Below are 19,643 nucleotides of genomic sequence, written 5' to 3'. Positions count from 1 at the left end.
AAAGCCCTTCCCCGAATCGAAGAAGGGCTGAAAGGGATTAATACAATTTACATTTTCTTTTTGGCAACTTCAGGTATCACCCCCATGTTGTACCAGGCATAAGAATACATGTCACTATACAGCTCGATTCGTTTTTCAGTGGACATTCCAGCGCCATGACCTGCTTTCGTCTCTATCCGAATTAATAATGGGTTTGGGTTGTTCGGGTTTTTCTCCTGTAGTGTAGCTGCATACTTAAAAGAGTGTGCTGGCACCACTCGGTCATCATGATCGGCTGTTGTCACCATCACAGCAGGATAGGTTGCATTAGGGTCAATGTTATGCACGGGAGAATAGGAGTATAGGTATTTGAACATTTCCCCTGAGTCCTCTGATGTGCCATAGTCTGCTGACCAGGCTCTGCCGATGGTGAAGTTTTGGTAGCGAAGCATATCCATCACTCCTACCATAGGGAAAGCTACTTTAGCAAGGTCAGGTCGCATATTAATGGTAGCTCCGACAAGCAGACCCCCATTGGATCCACCCTGAAGCGCAAGGTATTCTGATGAAGTATAGCCTTCATTGATCAGGTATTCCCCGGCGGCAATGAAATCTTCAAACACATTGATTTTTTGAAGCTTGGTTCCTGCCTTGTGCCATTCTTCACCGTATTCTCCTCCACCTCTTATGTTGGGCATGGCAAAAACACCACCATTTTCCAACCATACCAGCCGAGATGTACTGAAAGATGGTCTTAAGCTGATATTAAAGCCTCCGTATGAATAAAGCCAGGTAGGATTTTTTCCGTTCAGCTCGATTCCTTTCTTGTGAACAATAAACATCGGCACTTCAGTACCGTCTTTACTTGTGAAGAAAATTTGTTTCGTTTCATAATCATCCGGGTTGAAATCTAAATCGGGTCTTCTGTGTAGCTCAGATTCTCCGGAAGAAATGGTGTATCTGTATACCGATGATGGCGTGGTAAATGACGTGAATGTGTAAAACAACCCTTCGTCATCCCGGGCACCACCAAATCCACCGGCAGTTCCAATTCCCGGTAACTCAACATCTCTGATCAATTTGCCTTTATAATCATACTGTTTGATTGCCGTTTTTGCATCGATTAGATATGATGTGAAAATATTTCCACCTGCAGTGCTGGCATTCATCACATTTTCTGTTTCAGGGATCATATCCCCCCAGTTTTGAGGTGACGGCTCCTGATAGTTAACCCGTACAATTCGGTTATTCGGCGCATCCAGATTGGTTTGAATGATTAGGTGGTCACCATCATTATCTACGATATAGTGATCATTATCAAAGCCGGTAACAATTGGAATGAAATCACTATTAGGGTCGGAGAGATCTTTTACGTAAAGCTCATTGCCACTTGTACCGATGTATGAATAAATAAAAAGGAATCGTTCGTCATCACTTACGCCAGCTCCAAATCTATTTTCGGCATTATCAGGATTTGAATAGATAAGTTTATCTTCAGACTGGTCTGTACCTACCTTATGATAATATACTTTTCCATACTGATTAGCCGCAGATAACTCATTGCCTTCTTTAGGCTCATCAAATCTTTGGTAGTAAAAGCCGTCCTTATACCAGTTCATTCCCGAAAACTTGATCCATTTGATTTCATCATCAAGAAGTTCTTTGGTCTCGGTATTCATAATATATGCCGTACGCCAGTCAGACCCACCCTCGGATATATTATAAGCGGTGTACTTATAATCGTTAGAAAAGCTAATACCACCAAGAGCTGTGGTGCCATCTTCTGAGAAGGAGTTAGGATCAAGAAATACTTCAGGGTCATCATCAAAGTTCTTCACTCGATAGAGCACAGACTGATTTTGGAGGCCATCGTTTTTATAGAAATAATAGTAGTCACCCTTTTTGAAGGGAGCACTTATTTTTTCGTAATTCTCAAGTTCAGTAAGTCTTGCTTTTACTTCATCTCTAAAGTCAATGTTCCTCAAATAGGAATTGGTGACTTCATTTTGAGCTTTCACCCAATCTGCAGTTTCTTCTGAATTATCATCTTCCAGCCAGCGATAAGGGTCTGGCACCTCGGTACCAAAATAGATGTCCGTTGTGTCTACTTTATCGGTATCCGGGTAATCGAGGTTCGCTGTTTGTTTTTCTTGTGGCTGACAAGCCCATAGGAAGGATATTGTGAAAGGAAGCAATAGTTTTTTCATAGGTTTAGATTTAATCTTGACTTGAAAATTATAAAGTGAAGATTTTATATGCTAAAAGTATTATTTAAGCGGAAATTTTTGAGATCAATTGTCTTTTTATCTGCCGTGATGGTTGGTTTAGCTGGTATCTCCCAGACCAAATTGATGTTAAGTATAATTGAGAGTGGTAAATATCCATATGACTATCCATTATCCACAATCTCCTGTGGTCAGGAAAATCAGAAGCACAAGTTTGTTAGCCTAAATACGGAGAGGTGTATTCCTGAATTATTTACCACATACTACTACCCAAGAGCAAAAATGGATAAATATGGTAGATGGAGCTTTTTTGTTACTGAAATTATTAAAAACTATGGTAATAGTAGTTGGCAACTGCGTGATCATAAGTCACTAATTAATCTATTTGTCAAAGATTCGCTAGTGATAAATATTTCATTTGTGGCGAGAGAAAAGAAAAAATCACCATCAGAAGGTTGGACTAGCTACGGGAGAAATGATATTGAATTAGAGGCTTGGACGCCATTTACTCCTAACCTGTATAACCTGATGGTCAATTCTTTTAATTCTCCCACTGAGGATGAAGTATTGCAAATATTTAAAAGAAGAATAGGAATTAGATCCATTAAATATAGCTTGGGTAGTATATCAATAAATGATAATCCAGTTTCAAAACAGGTAATAAATATTGATTCATCCAGTTTTTTCGAAACCGACATTAAAGCCATCCGGAAAAATCATTTTAACACCATTGTTGCAAGTGATTTAATTTCCAAAGAAGCTTTGGCTATTTGCGATAGTATAGGCCTAATGGTGATTCAAAACCTTGTACCCGAAAACATTCAGGACACAACTAATTTTTTGATTAATTATTTTGATCAATATACCCACCCTTCTCTGATTGCATGGAATGTGTCAGATAGCCCTGAGCTGGTTCAAATTTTGAGTGAGTTGGATCCAAAACGCCCAGTCATTGATCTTGGGATTGACTATCAAAGATGGAACGAGTTGGACTCTGCTGAAAGGGTTAGGGTTATGCATCGTCAGCAGCCTTATTCTTTTTGGTTTGATAGGCAAAAAGGGATTATCAAGCTCTTAAAGAATAATGATTTCTATGATTTAGAAATGAAAATTGAATGGGCTGTATTAAAAAACGGAGATAACATTGAAACAGGTGAATCTCAACTGTATGAAAACCAGGAAGTAAAAATTGAATCGCTTCAAAATTTAGATTCATCTCTTGGTTTGATCATCTCATTAAAGGCAGCTGAAGATAAACTTCATTACCAACAAGGAGACCTTATTTCATGGGATGAGTTCTACTTTCAGGAAAATGGGAATTATGTGGAAACTAGAAAACGAATATTTTAATCTTTCCTTATTTCTTTGAATCCTAAATAAGCGTGAAGCACTTCCGGCATTTTGATGTGATCATCTGCCTGGTTGTTTTCCAAAATAGCAGCGATGATTCTAGGCAATGCCAGTGCACTTCCGTTGAGTGTGTGAGCAAGTACCTTTTTTCCTTCACTATTTTTGATGCGAAGTTTAAGGCGGTTGGCCTGATAGGTTTCAAAATTTGAAACTGAGCTTACTTCTAACCATTTTTCCTGTGCTGCGGAGTATACTTCAAAATCATATGTGATAGCTGATGTAAAGCCCAGGTCACCTGCGCAAAGTCTTAGTATTCTGTAAGGAAGATCGAGTGATTGAATGAGGCCTTCTACATGAGCCACCATGCCATCCAATTCTTCATATGATTTAGATGGCTCAACAACCTGCACAATTTCTACTTTATCAAACTGATGAAGTCTGTTCAGACCTCTAACATGTGATCCCCATGAGCCAGCCTCTCTACGGAAGCAGGGAGTATGACCTGCATGTTTAATCGGTAGCTGATCTTCTTTTAAGATCACATCTCTATACATGTTAGTTATCGGTACCTCGGCAGTTGGTATCAAATACTGATCATTTGCTTCCATATGATACATTTGACCTTCTTTGTCCGGTAGCTGTCCTGTACCCAAACCGGAAGCTTCATTAATTACCACCGGGGGCTGAACTTCCTCATATCCGGCTTCAGAAGCTTTATCAAGGAAATAATTGATCATACCCCTTACAAGTCTTGCTCCTTGTTTTTTATAAAAAGGGAATCCTGCTCCTGTTACTTTATTTCCAAGCTCAAAGTCGATGATATCATACTCCTCGATCAAATCCCAGTGAGGCTTTTTATTAGTTCCTAAATCCGGAATGTTATCATCAGATAGTTTTATAACCTCATTATCCTCATCTGATTGACCAGCAGGAACAGTTTCATTAGGGATATTAGGGATATTGTAAAGAAGTTTTGTCAAAGAAACCTCAATAGCATTGAGTTCTTCGCCCAGAGCCTTGCTTTTTTGTTTTAGTTCAGAGGTTTCGGATTTGATTTTTTCAGCCTCATCTTTTTTCCCTTGCTTGAAAAGCTGACCTATTTCTTTAGCGAGCTTATTCGATTTATGTAAGACATCATCCAACTCCCCTTGAATTGCCTTTCTGCTACCGTCGAGTTTGAGAATATCCTTTAATAGGATTTCAGCATCCTTAATACCTCTTTTCTTTAGTCCCTCAACACATCTTTCAAACTCTTTTTCAATTGTAGTAACCTGCAGCATTGAATGTTATTTTATATTCTGGCGCAAAGAAAATTGATTTTATAAAGATTTGATGCCGGAATTATAAAAAGGTAAATTTTTTAGTAATGTTTGTGATAGTGGGGGGGATCGTATATTATTGCGAAGCAATCCAAGAAAAGCTCATCCGGGTTTTTCTGCTTTTACAAAAAAGCTAAACAAAGCGATTACCACGTATTCTTCGGAATTATTTACTAACAAATTTTGAAACCCACTTTTATACACAGTTATGTACACACTAGATGATCTTAGTGTTATGCTGCTATCCGAACTAAAAGAGATAGCGGAGAAACTAGGAATTAAGAACTACAAGAAGCTTGCAAAACAGGATCTTATCTACGCTATCCTTGACCAGCAGGCGAGCATGCCGGAGGGCGAGATTAAAAAAATTAAGAATGAAACTTTAGGTGGCGCACTAGCTGAAGAGCCTAAAAGCAGAGAGGAAAAGAAGCCTCGCGCCAAAAAAGCGGCTCCTAAAAAGGAAAAATCAGACGATAATAAATCTGACAAAAAAGATTCAAAAGATAGATCTGACAACAAAGACAGGTCTGACAATAAGGATCGTCCGGACAATAAATCGAGAGATAAAAAACAGGACGATAAGTCTGACAAAGATAAGTCTGACAAGAAAGATGGCGATAACAAGGACCGCCAGGAAAGAGATAATCAGCGCGCTGAGCGAGAGGAGAGAAGAAAAAAGAAAGAGGCCTACAACGAAGAAATCAAAGAGTTTGATGGAGTTATAGAAAATGAGGGTGTCCTGGAAATCATGCAAGATGGATATGGGTTCCTTCGATCAAGTGACTACCATTACTTAGCAAGTCCTGATGATATTTATGTGTCACCTTCTCAGATCAAACTTTTTGGTCTGAAAACTGGGGATACGGTGAAAGGACAGATAAGGCCTCCAAAAGACGGTGAGAAGTATTTTGCACTTTTGAAGGTGGAAACGGTAAATGGTAAGACGACTGAAGAAGTTAGAGATCGTGTAGCGTTTGAATATTTAACGCCTCTTTTTCCTCAGGAAAAACTAAACCTGAGTACAAAGCCGGATAACTATTCTACCAGAATTCTTGATCTATTTTCACCGATAGGTAAAGGCCAAAGAGGTATGATTGTAGCACAACCTAAAACAGGTAAGACAGTGCTATTGAAAAATGTAGCAAATGCTATTGCTGAGAATCACCCTGAGTGTTACCTGATGGTATTGCTAATTGATGAGCGTCCTGAGGAGGTTACAGATATGGCCAGGTCAGTAAAAGGAGAAGTTGTTGCTTCAACCTTTGATGAGCAGGCAGACAAGCACGTGAAAGTATCCAACATGGTGCTTGAGAAAGCCAAACGAATGGTGGAGTGTGGTCACGATGTTGTGATTTTGTTGGATTCAATCACACGTCTAGCTCGAGCCCATAACACAGTTGTACCATCGTCCGGCAAAATCCTTTCAGGAGGTGTGGATGCCAATGCACTCCATAAACCGAAACGATTCTTTGGTGCTGCAAGAAACGTAGAAAATGGCGGATCCCTTACAATTATTGCTACGGCTCTAATTGAAACCGGATCGAAAATGGATGAGGTGATCTTTGAAGAATTTAAAGGTACGGGTAACATGGAGCTTCAGCTGGATAGAAAGCTATCTAACAAGCGAGTTTATCCTGCTATTGATGTTCCTGCTTCAGGTACACGTCGTGAGGACCTATTGATGGACAAAGAGGAATTAAGTCGAGTATGGATTTTACGTAAGTTCATGTCCGATATGAATAGTAATGAGGCGATGGAATTCTTACTTAGCAAAATGAAAGGAACTGCCAATAACGAAGAGTTTTTGGTCAGTATGAATGGCTAATTCATCGAAGAATAAATTAATTAGAAGCCAGGCTTAGGGGTCTGGCTTTTTTTATGTGACTCATTAAATAATTACATAAAATCTTTAAAAAGGAAAATTACTATCACTATGAAAAAACTACTTGGTATCTCATTATTGGGGTTTTTCATTCTTACAGGATGTAATAATGATGAAGACAGGGAGGTTGACATAACTTCTGATGAAGCAAAAGCTTTAGTTAGTAGCAGTGTTGACAAGATGGGGGATGATGTTGTGTCTCTGATTGAGTCAGATGGAGCAAAAGCAATTGTGGATTTTGCAGCTTTGCTTGAAAATTCCACCGTAATAGGCGGAAGGGTAAATGAGAAGGCATGGACGAAAGAGAAAGTTGATTTAATCATTCAATATTTTGTAAATGGACCAGCTGCAAGAACCTCAAATGATGATCCAACTTCTTTTGATGAAATCAAAGGCTTGTATGAGTGGAATCCTGAGGTTGAGGATTTTGATAAGTCAGCGTCTGATTTCTTTATCGTAAAGTTTCCTACTGAAGGTTCGCAAACAAACAATGCTGAACTGAAAATTTCTCAACTTGAGTTTGTAACTATTCGAGAAGTGTATGATGATTTCGTAGATGAATACGAAGTTCCATCGATAATCGTAGGTTATGTAAAGGTCGATGACGTAACAGTTGTTGAGTTAGATTTTGAAGTAAACTGGTCGAGTATAGGATCTCCGGAAAAAGCGGATATCAATCTCTTTGTGACTCCTTTTACTTTTGAGCTAAGCTTTGATGACACCTTTGCAAATTCATCTTCAGTGCTAAGCAGGATGTTTTTTGATGATGACCTGATCATGGAGCTGGACTTATCTGTTGAGTTTGAGTCGCAGGAAAAAGAAGAGCCTGTATACTTTGAAGGATCAGTGAGTTACAGGGAGATCAAGATAGCAGGAAGTGTAGATATTAGAAATATTGAAGATGATGCGGATCCTAATGATTTCATTGATCTGGCGTTATTCTCAGGTGATACCAAAGTTGGAGACATAGTATTTGTACTAGAAGAAATCGAGCCAGGATTTGAGGATTATGTGCCATACGTTGAATATGAGGATGGATCAAAAGATAATCTTGAAGATCTTTTAGAGCCAGTCTTCGAAGATATGGAAGATTTTTTCAACGAGTTTGAAGACTAATACCCAAGTTAAGGTTTAAAGGAAGCCATTCGTTCTAGCTGGACGAATGGCTTTTTATTTGCCGTCTACATAGTCCTGAAGATACGCATATTTTGAAGTCAGCGCCCCCTCAGTCGTAATAGTAGCTCGTTCGATTATCCCTTTTTCATCACTTCCTAATAAGTGTGGAAGTACACTCTTAACCAGCTCATTACCAAAGCTTTCTGAGGCATCTCTAGGAAGTTCACAAGGGAGATTGTCTACAGCCATCACGGTGATATTACCTTCATCTGTCAATGCCTGCTCAATTTCATTATCGCTAGGGTTGTAATCATAAATTGGGTCATCGATGGTGCTTGGTTTTTTGGTAGAAGGAATGGACCCTTCAATATCGCAGGTGATATCGGCAATTACTTTGATGTCAAAATCATCTCTGATTATGTCCTCTCTTTTGAAGAGAACAGGTGCTGCTGGATCCCAATATGCGCACGCAATCAGAATGTCAGTTTCTTTAGTATATTTCAAGAAATCACCCTCATATAGCTCAGGGTTTTTGTAAAACTCATTTCGCTGGAATTCCCCACCGTCTCTCTTTCGATTATAATCCCTTGAGTTCAGTTGAGTAAATACAGGCTCATTAAACTTTTCATTTAGATAGGCATAAGGTGTCACTTGTCTGATTCCTGCCCCTAGAAGAACTTCCATGGCACCTTTTGTCACCCTGCCACCTCCTGTTAGGGCAATTTTGATATGCGGTAATTTGATTTTTCTAAATTCAGTTTTCAGATCCTCATAATCAAAACATTCATGAGCTCTCCTAAGGTCAAAAAGGTTGTATCGTTTACCGTAAGTCCAAATGCCGTTGTAAGCTCCTACGATACCAGCCCATCTGCCAAATGCGATAATCCTATTGCCATTTTCATTAGTTAATGTTTCCCAATCGATCAGCGTGATTCTCTTTTCGAGAATGGTTCGTAGAAGATCGCGATTATAGTCTTGTTTTTTTATAGTATGAGAAAAGAAGAAATGAGTTTTGGAAGGAACAAGCATATCCATTGGCACTTCCTTCACTCCTAAAATAATGTCACAATCATCAATTGATTCTACTATTTCAAGTCCGGCATTTCTGTAGTCGTCATCAGAAAAGCAACGAATATCGCTGGTCTGAACAACTACCTCGACATTAAAACTTTCTTTGACTTGTTTTGCTTGTATAGGAGATAGAGGAACCCTTCGGTCTATTGGTACTTTTCCCTCTTTTATAATGCCAATCTTTTTCATATTGCTTGATTCAAGATGCGAAAATAGCTAATTGGCGAGGAGGGTAGCAAATGTCTTAATCTTCTTTCTTAAGGTCGTCCAGATCATCCCTGTCTTTTAGCTTTTTATCCTCAACATTCTTATTGAGAAATTTATTGAGCTTATCGATAGGCATGTTTGAAGAGATTTCACCAAATGGATCAACATTCAATTCAAGACCATCAAGATCTTTATGAACACGTGCTTTGTCTTTCTTACTCATAACTTCAGATTTGATTATTTAACAAATCTATTGATGATTTGATTCGATTGGCTGTTTGCTCACCTCCTAAAATTTCAATAATTGTCATTAAATCAGGTCCAGAGCCCTCTCCAGTAAGTGTTAATCGTAGCGTCTGCATGAATTGACCAGGTTTATACCCTTCATTTTCTAATGTTTTCCAGAAAAGATCTTTTGCAGATTCTGCAGATAATTCTTCATGATTTGAAAGTTCTTCAGCAAATAAAGTCAGTGCTTTCGAGGCTTCCTCATTCCATTTTTTACGGATTACTTTCTCGTCAAACTCGGTCGGAGGTTGAAATATGATTAACCCTTTTTCAACGAATTCCTGTGGGAATGTAATTCTCTCTTTTAATAAGTCTATAATTTGAGCTGCTCTTTTTGATGAGCATTCGATATTGTGCTCAGTCTTAAAAGTACTTATAATGTCAGCTTCAAATTTTTCTGATGCTGAGAACTTAATGTATTGCTGGTTAAACCACTTTACTTTATCAAAATCAAACTTGGTTCCTGCTTTATTGATCCTTTTTTCTGAAAATTCAGCCACTAGTTCATCTAAAGAAAATATTTCCTGTTCAGTGCCCGGATTCCAACCTAAAAATGCCAGGAAGTTTATCAATGCTTCCGGCAGAAACCCTGTTTCTTTAAACCCTGCAGAAACTTCCCCACTTTCCGGATCTTTCCAGTTAAGCGGGAAAATTGGAAATCCTGCTTTGTCGGCAGCTCGTTTACTCAGCTTCCCATTTCCATCTGGTTTTAAGATCAGAGGTAGATGAGCAAATTCAGGCATCTCATCCTCCCAACCTAAAAACTGATATAATAAAACATGGAGTGGGGCAGAAGGAAGCCATTCTTCACCTCGAATGACATGCGTTATTTTCATTAAATGGTCATCGACAATATTTGCCAGGTGATAGGTGGGCATCCCGTCAGATTTCATAAGCACCTTATCGTCAAGCACTTCTGTGTGAACCATGACCCATCCTCTGACCATGTCGTTTAGCCTTACTTCTTCTTTTTTAGGGATTTTGATACGGATCACATACGGGTCACCATTGTCAATTCTTCTTTTCACTTCCTCTTCAGAAAGTGTCAAAGAATTTTTCATTGTGGTACGGGTGATGGTGTCGTATTGAGGATTAACAACTCGTTGTTCTTTGAGTCGCTCTCTCATAGCTTCCAATTCCTCCGGTGTATCGAAGGCGTAATACGCATTGCCTTCAGCAACTAATTTTTCTGCGTATTGTCTGTAAATTTCCTTTCTTTCTGATTGTCTGTAAGGTCCAAATTCTCCACCTTGATCAGGCCCTTCATCCGGTGATATACCACACCAATCAAGTGTGTCTTTAATGTATTTTTCCGCTCCTTCAACATAGCGAGTCTGATCTGTATCTTCTATTCTGAGGATGAAAGTTCCATTACGTTTTCTTGCAAAGAGATAATTAAACAATGCAGTTCTTACTCCTCCGATGTGAAGGCCACCTGTTGGGCTTGGGGCAAATCTTACTCTTACGTTTTCCATCTAAACTTTTGATTTGGAGCGCAAAAATAAGAATCAAGTGATGGAAAGTTGGATATTACCAGAGGTATTCTCAGAATGTGGCAATACAGGAGATTTCTACATTAACACCTTTGGGTAGCTTACTCACTTCTACAGTTTCTCTAGCTGGAGGGTTTGTAGCAAAATACTTTCCGTAGACTTCATTAATTCTAGCAAAATCATCCATGCTCGCAACAAAAATTGAGCATTTAAGAACGTTCTGAAAAGTAATACCGGCTTCCTCCAGGATATATCCGATATTTTTCATCACTTGCTCGGTCTCCTCTTCAATAGTCCCTTCTACCAGGTTTCCACTTTCCTGATCAATTGGTATTTGACCGGAAACATATAATGTATTACCTGATTTCACAGCCTGAGAGTAAGGTCCAATAGGCGCTGGAGCCTTTGATGAGTTGATTATTTGCTTCATATAGGCAATTTATTCAACCGTGACTGATTTTGCTAAATTTCTAGGTTGATCAACATTTGCTCCTCTCATTACAGCAATATGATAACTTAAAAGCTGAAGTGGGATAACAGAAACTAACGGCATTAAAGATTCATGAGTAGATGGAACTTCAATCGTAAAGTCAGCCATATCCGGTATGAGCACATCACCTTCAGTTACGATCGCAATTACAACTCCTTTTCTTGCCTTTACTTCCTGAATGTTCGATACGATTTTATCGTAGCTGCTATCTCTTGTTGCAATCACAACTACAGGCATATTCTCATCGATAAGCGCTATTGGCCCATGTTTCATTTCAGCGGCAGGATATCCTTCAGCATGAATGTATGAGATTTCTTTCAGTTTGAGCGCACCCTCAAGAGCAACAGGAAAATTGTAGCCTCTGCCTAAATAGAGGAAGTTGCTAGCGTTTTTGAACATATCTGAAATATTCTCAATCTTCTCATTGGACTGAAGCGCTTTTTCCACCTTGTCAGGTATCATACTCAGCTCTCTAACTAACTGTTGGAATTTACTTTCAGTAATCGTTCCTTTATTCTTGGCAGCCTTTAGAGCGATCATGTAGAGGACAGTGAGTTGAGCAGTAAATGCTTTTGTGGATGCTACACCAATCTCAGGTCCTGCATGTAAATATGCTCCCTCATGCGAAACTCTTGAGATGGATGAACCAACAGTATTAACCACACCAAGTACGATAGCCCCTTTGCTTTTGGCAAGTTCAATTGCGGCTAAAGTATCAGCAGTTTCACCTGATTGAGATATAGCTATAACTATGTCACCTTCCTTTATCACAGGGTTTCTGTAGCGGAATTCAGATGCATACTCCACTTCCACAGGGATTCTGCATAAATCTTCAAAAACATACTCAGCTACAAGACCTGCATGCCAGGAAGTACCACATGCGATGACGATAATTCGTTCTGAATTTTCAAGCGCTTTCGCATAATTTCGAATACCTCCCAAGGTCAATGTGCCTTTTTCTGCATTCAAACGACCTCTCATGCAATCTGCTATTGATATTGGCTGTTCGAATATCTCTTTATGCATGAAATGCTCATGTCCACCTTTCTCAATTGCCTCTAGTTCGAGCTCTAAGGTTTGTATGTAAGGTGTTTGAGGGACATCATGCGCATCTTTGATATGGTATTTTCCATCTTCCATTACCACAATCTCTTCATCGTTGAGGTAGATTACCTCATTGGTGTGGTCAATCAATGGTGTGGCATCAGAAGCAAGAAAAAACTCGTCTTGGCCAAGTCCTAGAACAAGAGGACTTCCTTTGCGAGCTGCAACTAGCTTGTTTGGATTATCTTTTGAAATGATGGCAATTGCATAGGCACCAATAACCTTTGAAAGAGCTATTCTTAACGCATCTTCAAGAGGTAGATTCTCTTTTTTCTTAATATCTTCAATGAAATTGACAAAAACCTCTGTGTCTGTTTCACTTTTAAATGAATAACCTCGCTGAATAAGGTCTTTTTTAAGTGAATCGTAATTCTCTATTATCCCATTATGAATTAAAGCAAGTTCGCCACTATTAGATAGGTGTGGGTGTGCATTAACGTCGTTAGGAGCTCCATGAGTTGCCCATCTGGTATGTCCAATGCCAATGTTGCTATTTAATGAATGCTCGTCAGTAATACGCTCAAGCTCACTTACTTTACCTTCTTTTTTAAATACTTCAATATTGCCATTTTCAACTAGAGCTACACCGGCACTATCGTATCCACGATATTCTAAACGTTTAAGCCCATTAATCAATATTGGATAAGCATTCTGCTTTCCTAAATATCCTACAATTCCACACATAAATTAACTATTCTTCTACTTCGGTGTAAAATAACTTCAGCTTAATTCCATCAGACGCAAAAATAGTTCTTTGGAGTGTTACCTCAGATGGGCTTAATAGCACTAAATCACTCACTTTTCTGGATGAAACACTGGTTGGTCCGCTAAATACCAAACTATCTGACTCTAAATATTGCCTGTAAAGCTGCTGGTGAAAGAGGGTTGTTCTAAGAAGAATTTCTTCCCTATTATCACTCAAAGTACCATTTGCAGGATCTACTTCGACACTTAAATAACCATTATCTGACATCACAATGTTATCAAATGCATTTTCAACAATTGCCGGTCCATAAATGCTTAAATCCTCTTTCCTTAGGTAGTTCATGAAGTTAATAAGTGTATCCCGATTATCCTCAGCAGTAATTTCAAAAGAAAGCGTTGCATTATTGATCAGAATCCTTCGATTATTTTCAAAAAAATCATCCAATGCTTCAAGAGAGAAGGCAGTACTTAATCCAGAAAGCGGATCAATAATGGTTTGATTGCTTTGAAGATCATAGTTTTCTTTTTCCTGAATCCCATCGAACGCAGATCCTGATCGATCTCTATTTAGAAAAGTGTAATTTTTTCCTGAGTTCGATACTAAAGTAAAATAGGTAAGGTATGTAGTGTCTTTTATGCCTGGATTTACGGGTGATGAGTAGACAATTAGCCTCGAGGTATCGCTGACCAAACTTATTGATGCGATGCTTTGTGAGTTTGAACCTGCAACTAATCCAAGATTTGTAAAAGAGCTTGTGAAAATTGATTGATCAGCGTCGCCAGCAATATCACTTAACCTGTTATTTAGAGATTGCGAGAATGAATCTGAAAGTTTTACCCTAAAAACCGTATCTAGAACAACATTGATTGAATTCGAATAGGAACCAACCTCTTCTCCAATATTTTGCTTCAAGTTAGACAGGTAGATCGCACTTGTTTTCAATGTGTCTGTTAGCTCATTAATGGTGAATTCCTGAAATGAACTTCCCCTTTGAGGGACTACTCCAGTTGATTCCAATATTAATACCACAGAATCTACTTCTAATGTATCAGCAGGATTTGGTGTGTCATCCGAAGATTTCTCCCGAGGAAGTGGCCCTTTTTCATAAAAAAATTGAAAGTAGCCTTCTGCTGTTACTGATCCTGTAAGTGGATCTTGATAGTGACCAACAAGTACTCTGTTTTCTCCGTCAGTTCGAAGGCTGTCTAAATAGATGTTACTAGCAGGCAAAGTAAACTCAACAAACTTGACATTTGCATTTGAGCCTAATTCATACTTGATGCCTAAATCTTCCTGAGTATCACAGCCGAAAAAAACCGGGATCAAAATCATTAATCCCGGTTTTATCAAGTTTTTAATTGAGAGCACTTTAGCCAATAAGTTCATTGTATAAGTTATAGTATGACTCCTCAAAATTCTCATCCTTCTCAATTGTATCAGTTTTCTTATCTCCTAAATCAGCTATCAGCTTTTTGAAGCTGTCTGTATTTTCCTCATTAGCGTTGATCACAGCATCTGCATATTGCATGCCAAGCTTCACGAAACCATCGTAATCTGCAGTTTTTAATGGATCAAGCATTTGGTCGTCAATATCAATCATTTTTACCTTCTCTAAAAGGTCATCTCCAAATTTGTGAGAGAAACGATTGTTATAAATTGTGAAAACGGTCTTAGAGTCCTTATAAATAGGGTCATTCTTGTAGGTCGTTTTCGTATAAAGAGGAATTAAGCTAGTCATCCAATCATTACAGTGAATGATATCCGGAGACCACCCCAATTTCTTTACAGTTTCTAAAACGCCTTTACAAAAGAAAATTGCACGTTCGTCATTATCTTCAAAAAAGTTGTCTTCTTTATCAAAGAACACAGATTTACGATAGAAGTAATCTTCATTGTCTATGAAGTAAACCTGCAGTTTAGCATTAGGTATAGATGCCACTTTGATTACAAGTGGTTTTTCCTCATCTCCAACAGCAATGTTGATACCTGATAAGCGCACTACCTCATGTAGTCTGTTCTTTCTCTCATTTATTAGCCCGAATCTTGGTACTAAAATCCTGATTTCCATTCCCCTTTCTTGCATAGCCTGGGGCAGCCTTCTCACAAACTCCGCTACTTCAGTGGTTTTGAGAAATGGATTTATCTCACTTGCCACATAGAGGATTCTAATATTTTCCATAAGTGCTTTTGATTAATTTCTTGATGGGACCTAAAAATGACCACAAATTTACCATAATTTTGATTTATTATCAACGCTTTCAATAAGTTAGCCCTCAAAATTCATTGAATATATGCGCATTATCAGCGCTCCGAGCGAGTTAAAAGACACTATTACTTCATATAAAAAAAATGATAAAACAATTGGGTTTGTGCCAACAATGGGGGCTCTCCATGATGGGCATTTATCATTGATTAAAAAATCAATAGATCAAAATGACTGTACTGTGGTGAGTATTTTCGTAAATCCACTTCAGTTTAACAATTCTTCAGACCTAGCAAAATACCCAAGGGTAATAGAAGAAGACATTAAGCTTTTAAAATCATATGACGTAAATGTTGTGTTTACACCTTCTGAAGATGACCTCTATCCGCGTCAGCCTATGATTTCAATCAATTTTGGTGATCTGTCAAAAAGATTAGAAGGGGAGTTTCGGAAGGGACACTTTGAAGGGGTAGGAGTGATTGTAAGTAAACTTCTACATTTGACATCTCCAGATTTTGCCTACTTCGGCCTTAAGGATCTACAGCAATATATTTTGATTAGGACGCTTTGTGAAGAATTGGATTTTCCTACCAATGTAGTAGGGGTAGAGACAGTTAGGGAGGATTCAGGTTTAGCCTTATCGTCCAGAAACAGAAGGTTGTCAGAAAGTGGGCTAAATGACGCATCAATTATCTATCAGGAATTAAAGAAAATCAAAGAAGGCATTGAGTTGGGAACATCACTAAAGGATCTTTTGAGTGAAGCAAGGGCTAGTTATAAATCAAGTCCTGGCTTTGAACTGGAGTATTTGGAAGCAGTGAACCCTATCAACCTTCAGCCTGTCGAGGAATATTCTTCTTTGAACGAACTTGCGGTATGTGTCGCTGGTTATGTAGAAGGCGTAAGACTGATTGATAATTTATATTTGCGCCTCAAATAGACGGGAATGCTGATAGAGGTACTAAAATCTAAGATTCACAGAGTAAAAATCACTGAAGCTGAACTTCATTATGTTGGTTCTATTACCATAGATGAGGACTTAATGGAGGCGGCCAATCTGGTTGAAAATGAAAAAGTCCAAATTGTAAACATCAACAATGGTGAGCGTTTGGAAACCTATGTGATAAAGGGAGTAAGGGGATCCGGCCAGATTTGCCTGAATGGCCCTGCTGCAAGAAAAGCACAGGTTGGAGACGTGGTGATTATTATCTCTTATTGTTCGATTAATCAATCTGAAGCCAAATCTCACGAACCGATCGTGATCTTCCCGGACGAAAAGAACAAATTGGGTTCTTAATTTAAGAGATGTCCAAAAACTTAATAGCCCTTCTAAAAGTCCTCATAAGCGTTGGACTTGCAGGTATTCTACTTTATCTCGTTTTTAGGAATGTTGAATGGGTAACATTTTGGGAGCGCGCTAAATCCGTTGATTATACATGGGTAATTATTTCAATTTTGCTTTCCATTGTGGCCTACATCGCCAGAGCCTATCGCTGGAACATACTACTTGAGCCATTAGGCTATAGCCTTAAGACTTCCAGGACAACCATTGCGGTATTGATTGGTTACTTAGCCAATTTGGCGCTACCTAGACTGGGAGAAATAACCAGATGTGGTGTACTAAAAAGGAATGATAATGTTTCCATGCCTAATGCACTTGGAAGTGTTGTAACTGAACGGATCATTGATGTGCTGACCCTGTTCTTTCTGATTATTATAAGTCTAATTGTCGAATCTGATCGGTTGATTCAATTTATGACAGGAGCATATAAAGATCTTAACATTCCAAACTATGTCTGGTGGATCGTGGCAATGGTGACGCTGGTAGGAGGTATTTTATTTATCTACTTTATAAAAAAACAGAAACAATTCAAGGGAAAGCTCTCCGGCTTAATTAGAAGTTTTATGGAGGGAGTATTTTCTCTAAAGGATATAAAAAGACCCCTTGGATTTATCGTTTCTACTGTTGTTTTATGGGTCGTTTATTTTTTAATGTCTTATATCATTGTTTTTTCGCTTCCTGAAACAAGGCATCTTGGGCTGGGAGCGGGATTCATGCTGCTAATAACAGGTGGAATAGCGTTATCAATACCGGTCCAAAGTGGATTTGGCACCTATCATGGAATGATAGCAGGAATGCTGCTTTTATACGCTATAGATGAGACTACAGGAATTTTTCTTGCGACGCTCTTACATACTTCTCAAATTGTAGCCATTGCAATTTTTGGCAGTATCGCTTTAGTTATATCCTTTTTAATGCGAAGAAAATCAGCCTCTAAAGAGACAAATTGGCAGAAATAATAATTGGCCTGAAAATAGTAGAACACTATTATTAGATTGTCGTATCACACTTAAAATTTTGACAAGGATTAAACGGTAAAAAATATGTTAATAGTAATAATTGTTGTGTTTATGATTGCCAGCTGGGCAGTCAGCACTAGGCTGAAAAATAAATTCAAAAAATACTCTCAAGTAACACTGGGGTCTGGATTGTCAGGGCGAGAAATTGCAGAATTGATGCTTAGGGATAATGGGATCCATGATGTAACCGTGACATCTGTTCAAGGTAAATTGACGGATCATTATAATCCGGCGAATAAAACAGTCAACCTAAGCCCGGACGTTTACAATGGAAGGTCAGCTGCTGCTGCAGCTGTAGCGGCTCACGAGTGTGGTCATGCTGTGCAGCACGCCAAGGCATATCAGTGGCTCGAGTTCAGATCGGCAATGGTTCCCGTTCAAAATGTAAGTGCAAGGGTGATTAACATCGTCTTCATAGCCATGTTTTTTGGAGCGTTTGCCCTACCTGGTATTATTAATCCACAGCTAGCTCTTTTAGTGATTATTGGCTGTTACAGTGTCTTTACATTGTTTGCGTTTGTGACTCTGCCTGTAGAGTATGATGCAAGTAATCGTGCGTTAGCCTGGATCAAAGATCGAAACATCGTAGATGATAGAGAGCACAGAATGGCGAAAGACGCCTTGAATGCAGCCGCTTCTACCTATTTAGTTGCAGCTCTGGGTGCATTAGCAACATTGCTGTATTACGTGATGATATTTTTAGGAAGCAGGGATTAGTTGAAAGATTTAAGAAGCACAAAAAAGGCTCGCAATTGCAAGCCTTTTTTTGTATTCTTTATTTTAAGATTTAGTTAGCTGATTCTTCTCCGGGAACTTTTACTTCTATTGTTATAGTCCCATTTCCATTCGTGTCGTCTATGCTAGAAATTCTAATCAAGCCAAAATCACCACCTCTATCTTCATCAAACTGAAAAGCAACTACTTGATCAACTACCAATTGTGTTGCGCTTGAATTTCCATTTACTTCAAAAGCTGCAGCTTCCTCTAACTCAGCATTTGTTGAAATAGCATCAAAATCCTCTGCGCTCATCGTAGAACTAACAAAACGTGTCGAGTTTCTTGTTCCGAAATTACCTTCGATAGCTAATCCAACAGAGGTATAAACAGCATTGAGTCCGTCATCATCAATTGCGGCAATACTATTCTCGTTGGTATTTCCATAATAGTATGCAAAATCTATCGGAGAAGAATTAACCCCAGATGCATCCCTAGCTCCAGCGTAAGTATACCTTGTGTTGGTTTGGGCGTCATAAAATCCTTCTTCTGAATTTCCTTGCGCTCCAAGTAAAATTGCTGTGTATGAGCTAACATCCGGAGATGGAGCTGCAATGATCATATAAGTAAATGTTGCAGTAGCAGTCTGATTCAAATCGTCTACAGCTTCGAATGTAAATGATACTGTTCCTCCAATGTCTGCTTCTACAGCTAAATCAGTTTCAAGGGTAATGCTTGCCTGAGTGTCACCGGCTTCTGCCTCAAGATCAGATCTTGAAAAAGAAGTTGTTTGAGTTCCACTTGTTACGTTCAATCCGTTTACTCCACCCGGAGCTGTAATGCTGATATCAAACTGAACTGCAGAACCTACAGTTACATCTTCACCGCTAGCAAGTGCATCTCCGTCTACGGATGCGCTTACAGTTACTGAAGGTGCTGCCGCGGTTGGCTCATCATCGCCCCCGCAACTTGTCATAGCTGCAGCTACGAATAAGCCTAATATTGGTAATAATTTTAATTTCATTTTTCTCATAAATAATGTTTGTTAAGTGTATGAACGATTAAATTTTAAAATAGTATGACACAAAATTGTGCCGTTTGGTTTAATGCCTAACAATTGCGATGATACAATAGT

At 38.8% G+C, this 19,643-nt stretch carries 17 protein-coding genes; 7 read left to right on the top strand and 10 right to left on the bottom strand.

Annotated elements, in window-relative coordinates:
- Nucleotides 1-47 precede the first annotated feature (47 nt).
- On the bottom strand, nt 48-2,186 hold the full coding sequence (locus tag ACQK2H_RS18275) for a prolyl oligopeptidase family serine peptidase (protein ID WP_425392823.1): 2,139 nt from the start codon (nt 2,184-2,186) through the stop codon (nt 48-50).
- Nucleotides 2,187-2,264: 78 nt separating this feature from the next.
- Between ACQK2H_RS18275 and ACQK2H_RS18270 the strand changes: the two genes are divergently transcribed.
- Nucleotides 2,265-3,554: a hypothetical protein gene (locus ACQK2H_RS18270; protein ID WP_425392822.1), complete on the top strand. Its 1,290-nt coding sequence runs from the start codon at nt 2,265-2,267 to the stop codon at nt 3,552-3,554.
- On the opposite strand, the gene serS is transcribed toward ACQK2H_RS18270, so the two are convergent.
- Nucleotides 3,551-4,834 carry a serine--tRNA ligase gene (serS, locus tag ACQK2H_RS18265; protein ID WP_425392821.1) on the bottom strand — a complete coding sequence of 428 codons (1,284 nt, stop codon included), beginning with the start codon at nt 4,832-4,834 and terminating at the stop codon, nt 3,551-3,553. The genes ACQK2H_RS18270 and serS overlap by 4 nt on opposite strands.
- Before the next feature lie 247 nt (nt 4,835-5,081).
- Between serS and rho the strand changes: the two genes are divergently transcribed.
- Both rho and ACQK2H_RS18255 read left to right on the top strand, forming a co-directional pair.
- On the top strand, nt 5,082-6,698 hold the full coding sequence (gene rho, locus ACQK2H_RS18260) for a transcription termination factor Rho (RefSeq protein ID WP_425392820.1): 1,617 nt from the start codon (nt 5,082-5,084) through the stop codon (nt 6,696-6,698).
- A 108-nt stretch (nt 6,699-6,806) separates the two neighbouring features.
- Nucleotides 6,807-7,871 carry a hypothetical protein gene (locus tag ACQK2H_RS18255; RefSeq protein WP_425392819.1) on the top strand — a complete coding sequence of 355 codons (1,065 nt, stop codon included), beginning with the start codon at nt 6,807-6,809 and terminating at the stop codon, nt 7,869-7,871.
- Between the two features lie 54 nt (nt 7,872-7,925).
- Here the strand turns inward: ACQK2H_RS18255 and ACQK2H_RS18250 are convergent, their stop codons facing one another.
- From ACQK2H_RS18250 to ACQK2H_RS18220, 7 genes are all read right to left on the bottom strand, one after another.
- The gene (locus tag ACQK2H_RS18250) at nt 7,926-9,131 is read right to left on the bottom strand and encodes an NAD(P)-dependent oxidoreductase (protein ID WP_425392818.1); all 1,206 of its coding nucleotides are present in this window, start codon (nt 9,129-9,131) and stop codon (nt 7,926-7,928) included.
- A 55-nt stretch (nt 9,132-9,186) separates the two neighbouring features.
- A complete protein-coding gene (locus ACQK2H_RS18245; RefSeq protein ID WP_425392817.1) occupies nt 9,187-9,372 on the bottom strand; it encodes a hypothetical protein in 186 nt (61 codons plus the stop codon).
- A gap of 4 nt (nt 9,373-9,376) precedes the next feature.
- Nucleotides 9,377-10,912: a glutamate--tRNA ligase gene (gltX, locus tag ACQK2H_RS18240; RefSeq protein WP_425392816.1), complete on the bottom strand. Its 1,536-nt coding sequence runs from the start codon at nt 10,910-10,912 to the stop codon at nt 9,377-9,379.
- A 70-nt stretch (nt 10,913-10,982) separates the two neighbouring features.
- Nucleotides 10,983-11,360: a RidA family protein gene (locus ACQK2H_RS18235; protein ID WP_425392815.1), complete on the bottom strand. Its 378-nt coding sequence runs from the start codon at nt 11,358-11,360 to the stop codon at nt 10,983-10,985.
- A gap of 9 nt (nt 11,361-11,369) precedes the next feature.
- Nucleotides 11,370-13,208: a glutamine--fructose-6-phosphate transaminase (isomerizing) gene (gene glmS, locus ACQK2H_RS18230; RefSeq protein ID WP_425392814.1), complete on the bottom strand. Its 1,839-nt coding sequence runs from the start codon at nt 13,206-13,208 to the stop codon at nt 11,370-11,372.
- A gap of 7 nt (nt 13,209-13,215) precedes the next feature.
- Nucleotides 13,216-14,562 carry a DUF4270 family protein gene (locus tag ACQK2H_RS18225; protein ID WP_425392813.1) on the bottom strand — a complete coding sequence of 449 codons (1,347 nt, stop codon included), beginning with the start codon at nt 14,560-14,562 and terminating at the stop codon, nt 13,216-13,218.
- Between the two features lie 37 nt (nt 14,563-14,599).
- The gene (locus ACQK2H_RS18220; protein ID WP_425392812.1) at nt 14,600-15,409 is read right to left on the bottom strand and encodes a glycogen/starch synthase; all 810 of its coding nucleotides are present in this window, start codon (nt 15,407-15,409) and stop codon (nt 14,600-14,602) included.
- A gap of 112 nt (nt 15,410-15,521) precedes the next feature.
- On the opposite strand from ACQK2H_RS18220, the gene panC reads away from it, so the two are divergent.
- The 4 genes from panC (at nt 15,522) to ACQK2H_RS18200 (ending at nt 18,511) form a co-directional block, all read left to right on the top strand.
- Complete coding sequence (panC, locus tag ACQK2H_RS18215; RefSeq protein WP_425392811.1) at nt 15,522-16,373, top strand: pantoate--beta-alanine ligase; 852 nt, start codon at nt 15,522-15,524, stop codon at nt 16,371-16,373.
- Nucleotides 16,374-16,379: 6 nt separating this feature from the next.
- The gene (gene panD / locus ACQK2H_RS18210; protein ID WP_425392810.1) at nt 16,380-16,730 is read left to right on the top strand and encodes an aspartate 1-decarboxylase; all 351 of its coding nucleotides are present in this window, start codon (nt 16,380-16,382) and stop codon (nt 16,728-16,730) included.
- An 8-nt stretch (nt 16,731-16,738) separates the two neighbouring features.
- The gene (locus ACQK2H_RS18205) at nt 16,739-17,734 is read left to right on the top strand and encodes a lysylphosphatidylglycerol synthase transmembrane domain-containing protein (protein WP_425392809.1); all 996 of its coding nucleotides are present in this window, start codon (nt 16,739-16,741) and stop codon (nt 17,732-17,734) included.
- Nucleotides 17,735-17,818: 84 nt separating this feature from the next.
- On the top strand, nt 17,819-18,511 hold the full coding sequence (locus ACQK2H_RS18200) for a zinc metallopeptidase (protein ID WP_425392808.1): 693 nt from the start codon (nt 17,819-17,821) through the stop codon (nt 18,509-18,511).
- Nucleotides 18,512-18,581: 70 nt separating this feature from the next.
- Here ACQK2H_RS18200 and ACQK2H_RS18195 read toward each other — a convergent pair whose 3' ends face one another.
- Nucleotides 18,582-19,532 carry a hypothetical protein gene (locus ACQK2H_RS18195; RefSeq protein ID WP_425392807.1) on the bottom strand — a complete coding sequence of 317 codons (951 nt, stop codon included), beginning with the start codon at nt 19,530-19,532 and terminating at the stop codon, nt 18,582-18,584.
- Nucleotides 19,533-19,643 lie beyond the last annotated feature (111 nt).

It is taken from the genome of Ekhidna sp. (genome assembly GCF_965228795.1).
Lineage (GTDB): Bacteria > Bacteroidota > Bacteroidia > Cytophagales > Cyclobacteriaceae > Ekhidna.
The sequence above is the reverse complement of the archived record's forward strand: the minus strand, read 5'-3'. Positions and strand labels throughout refer to the sequence as shown.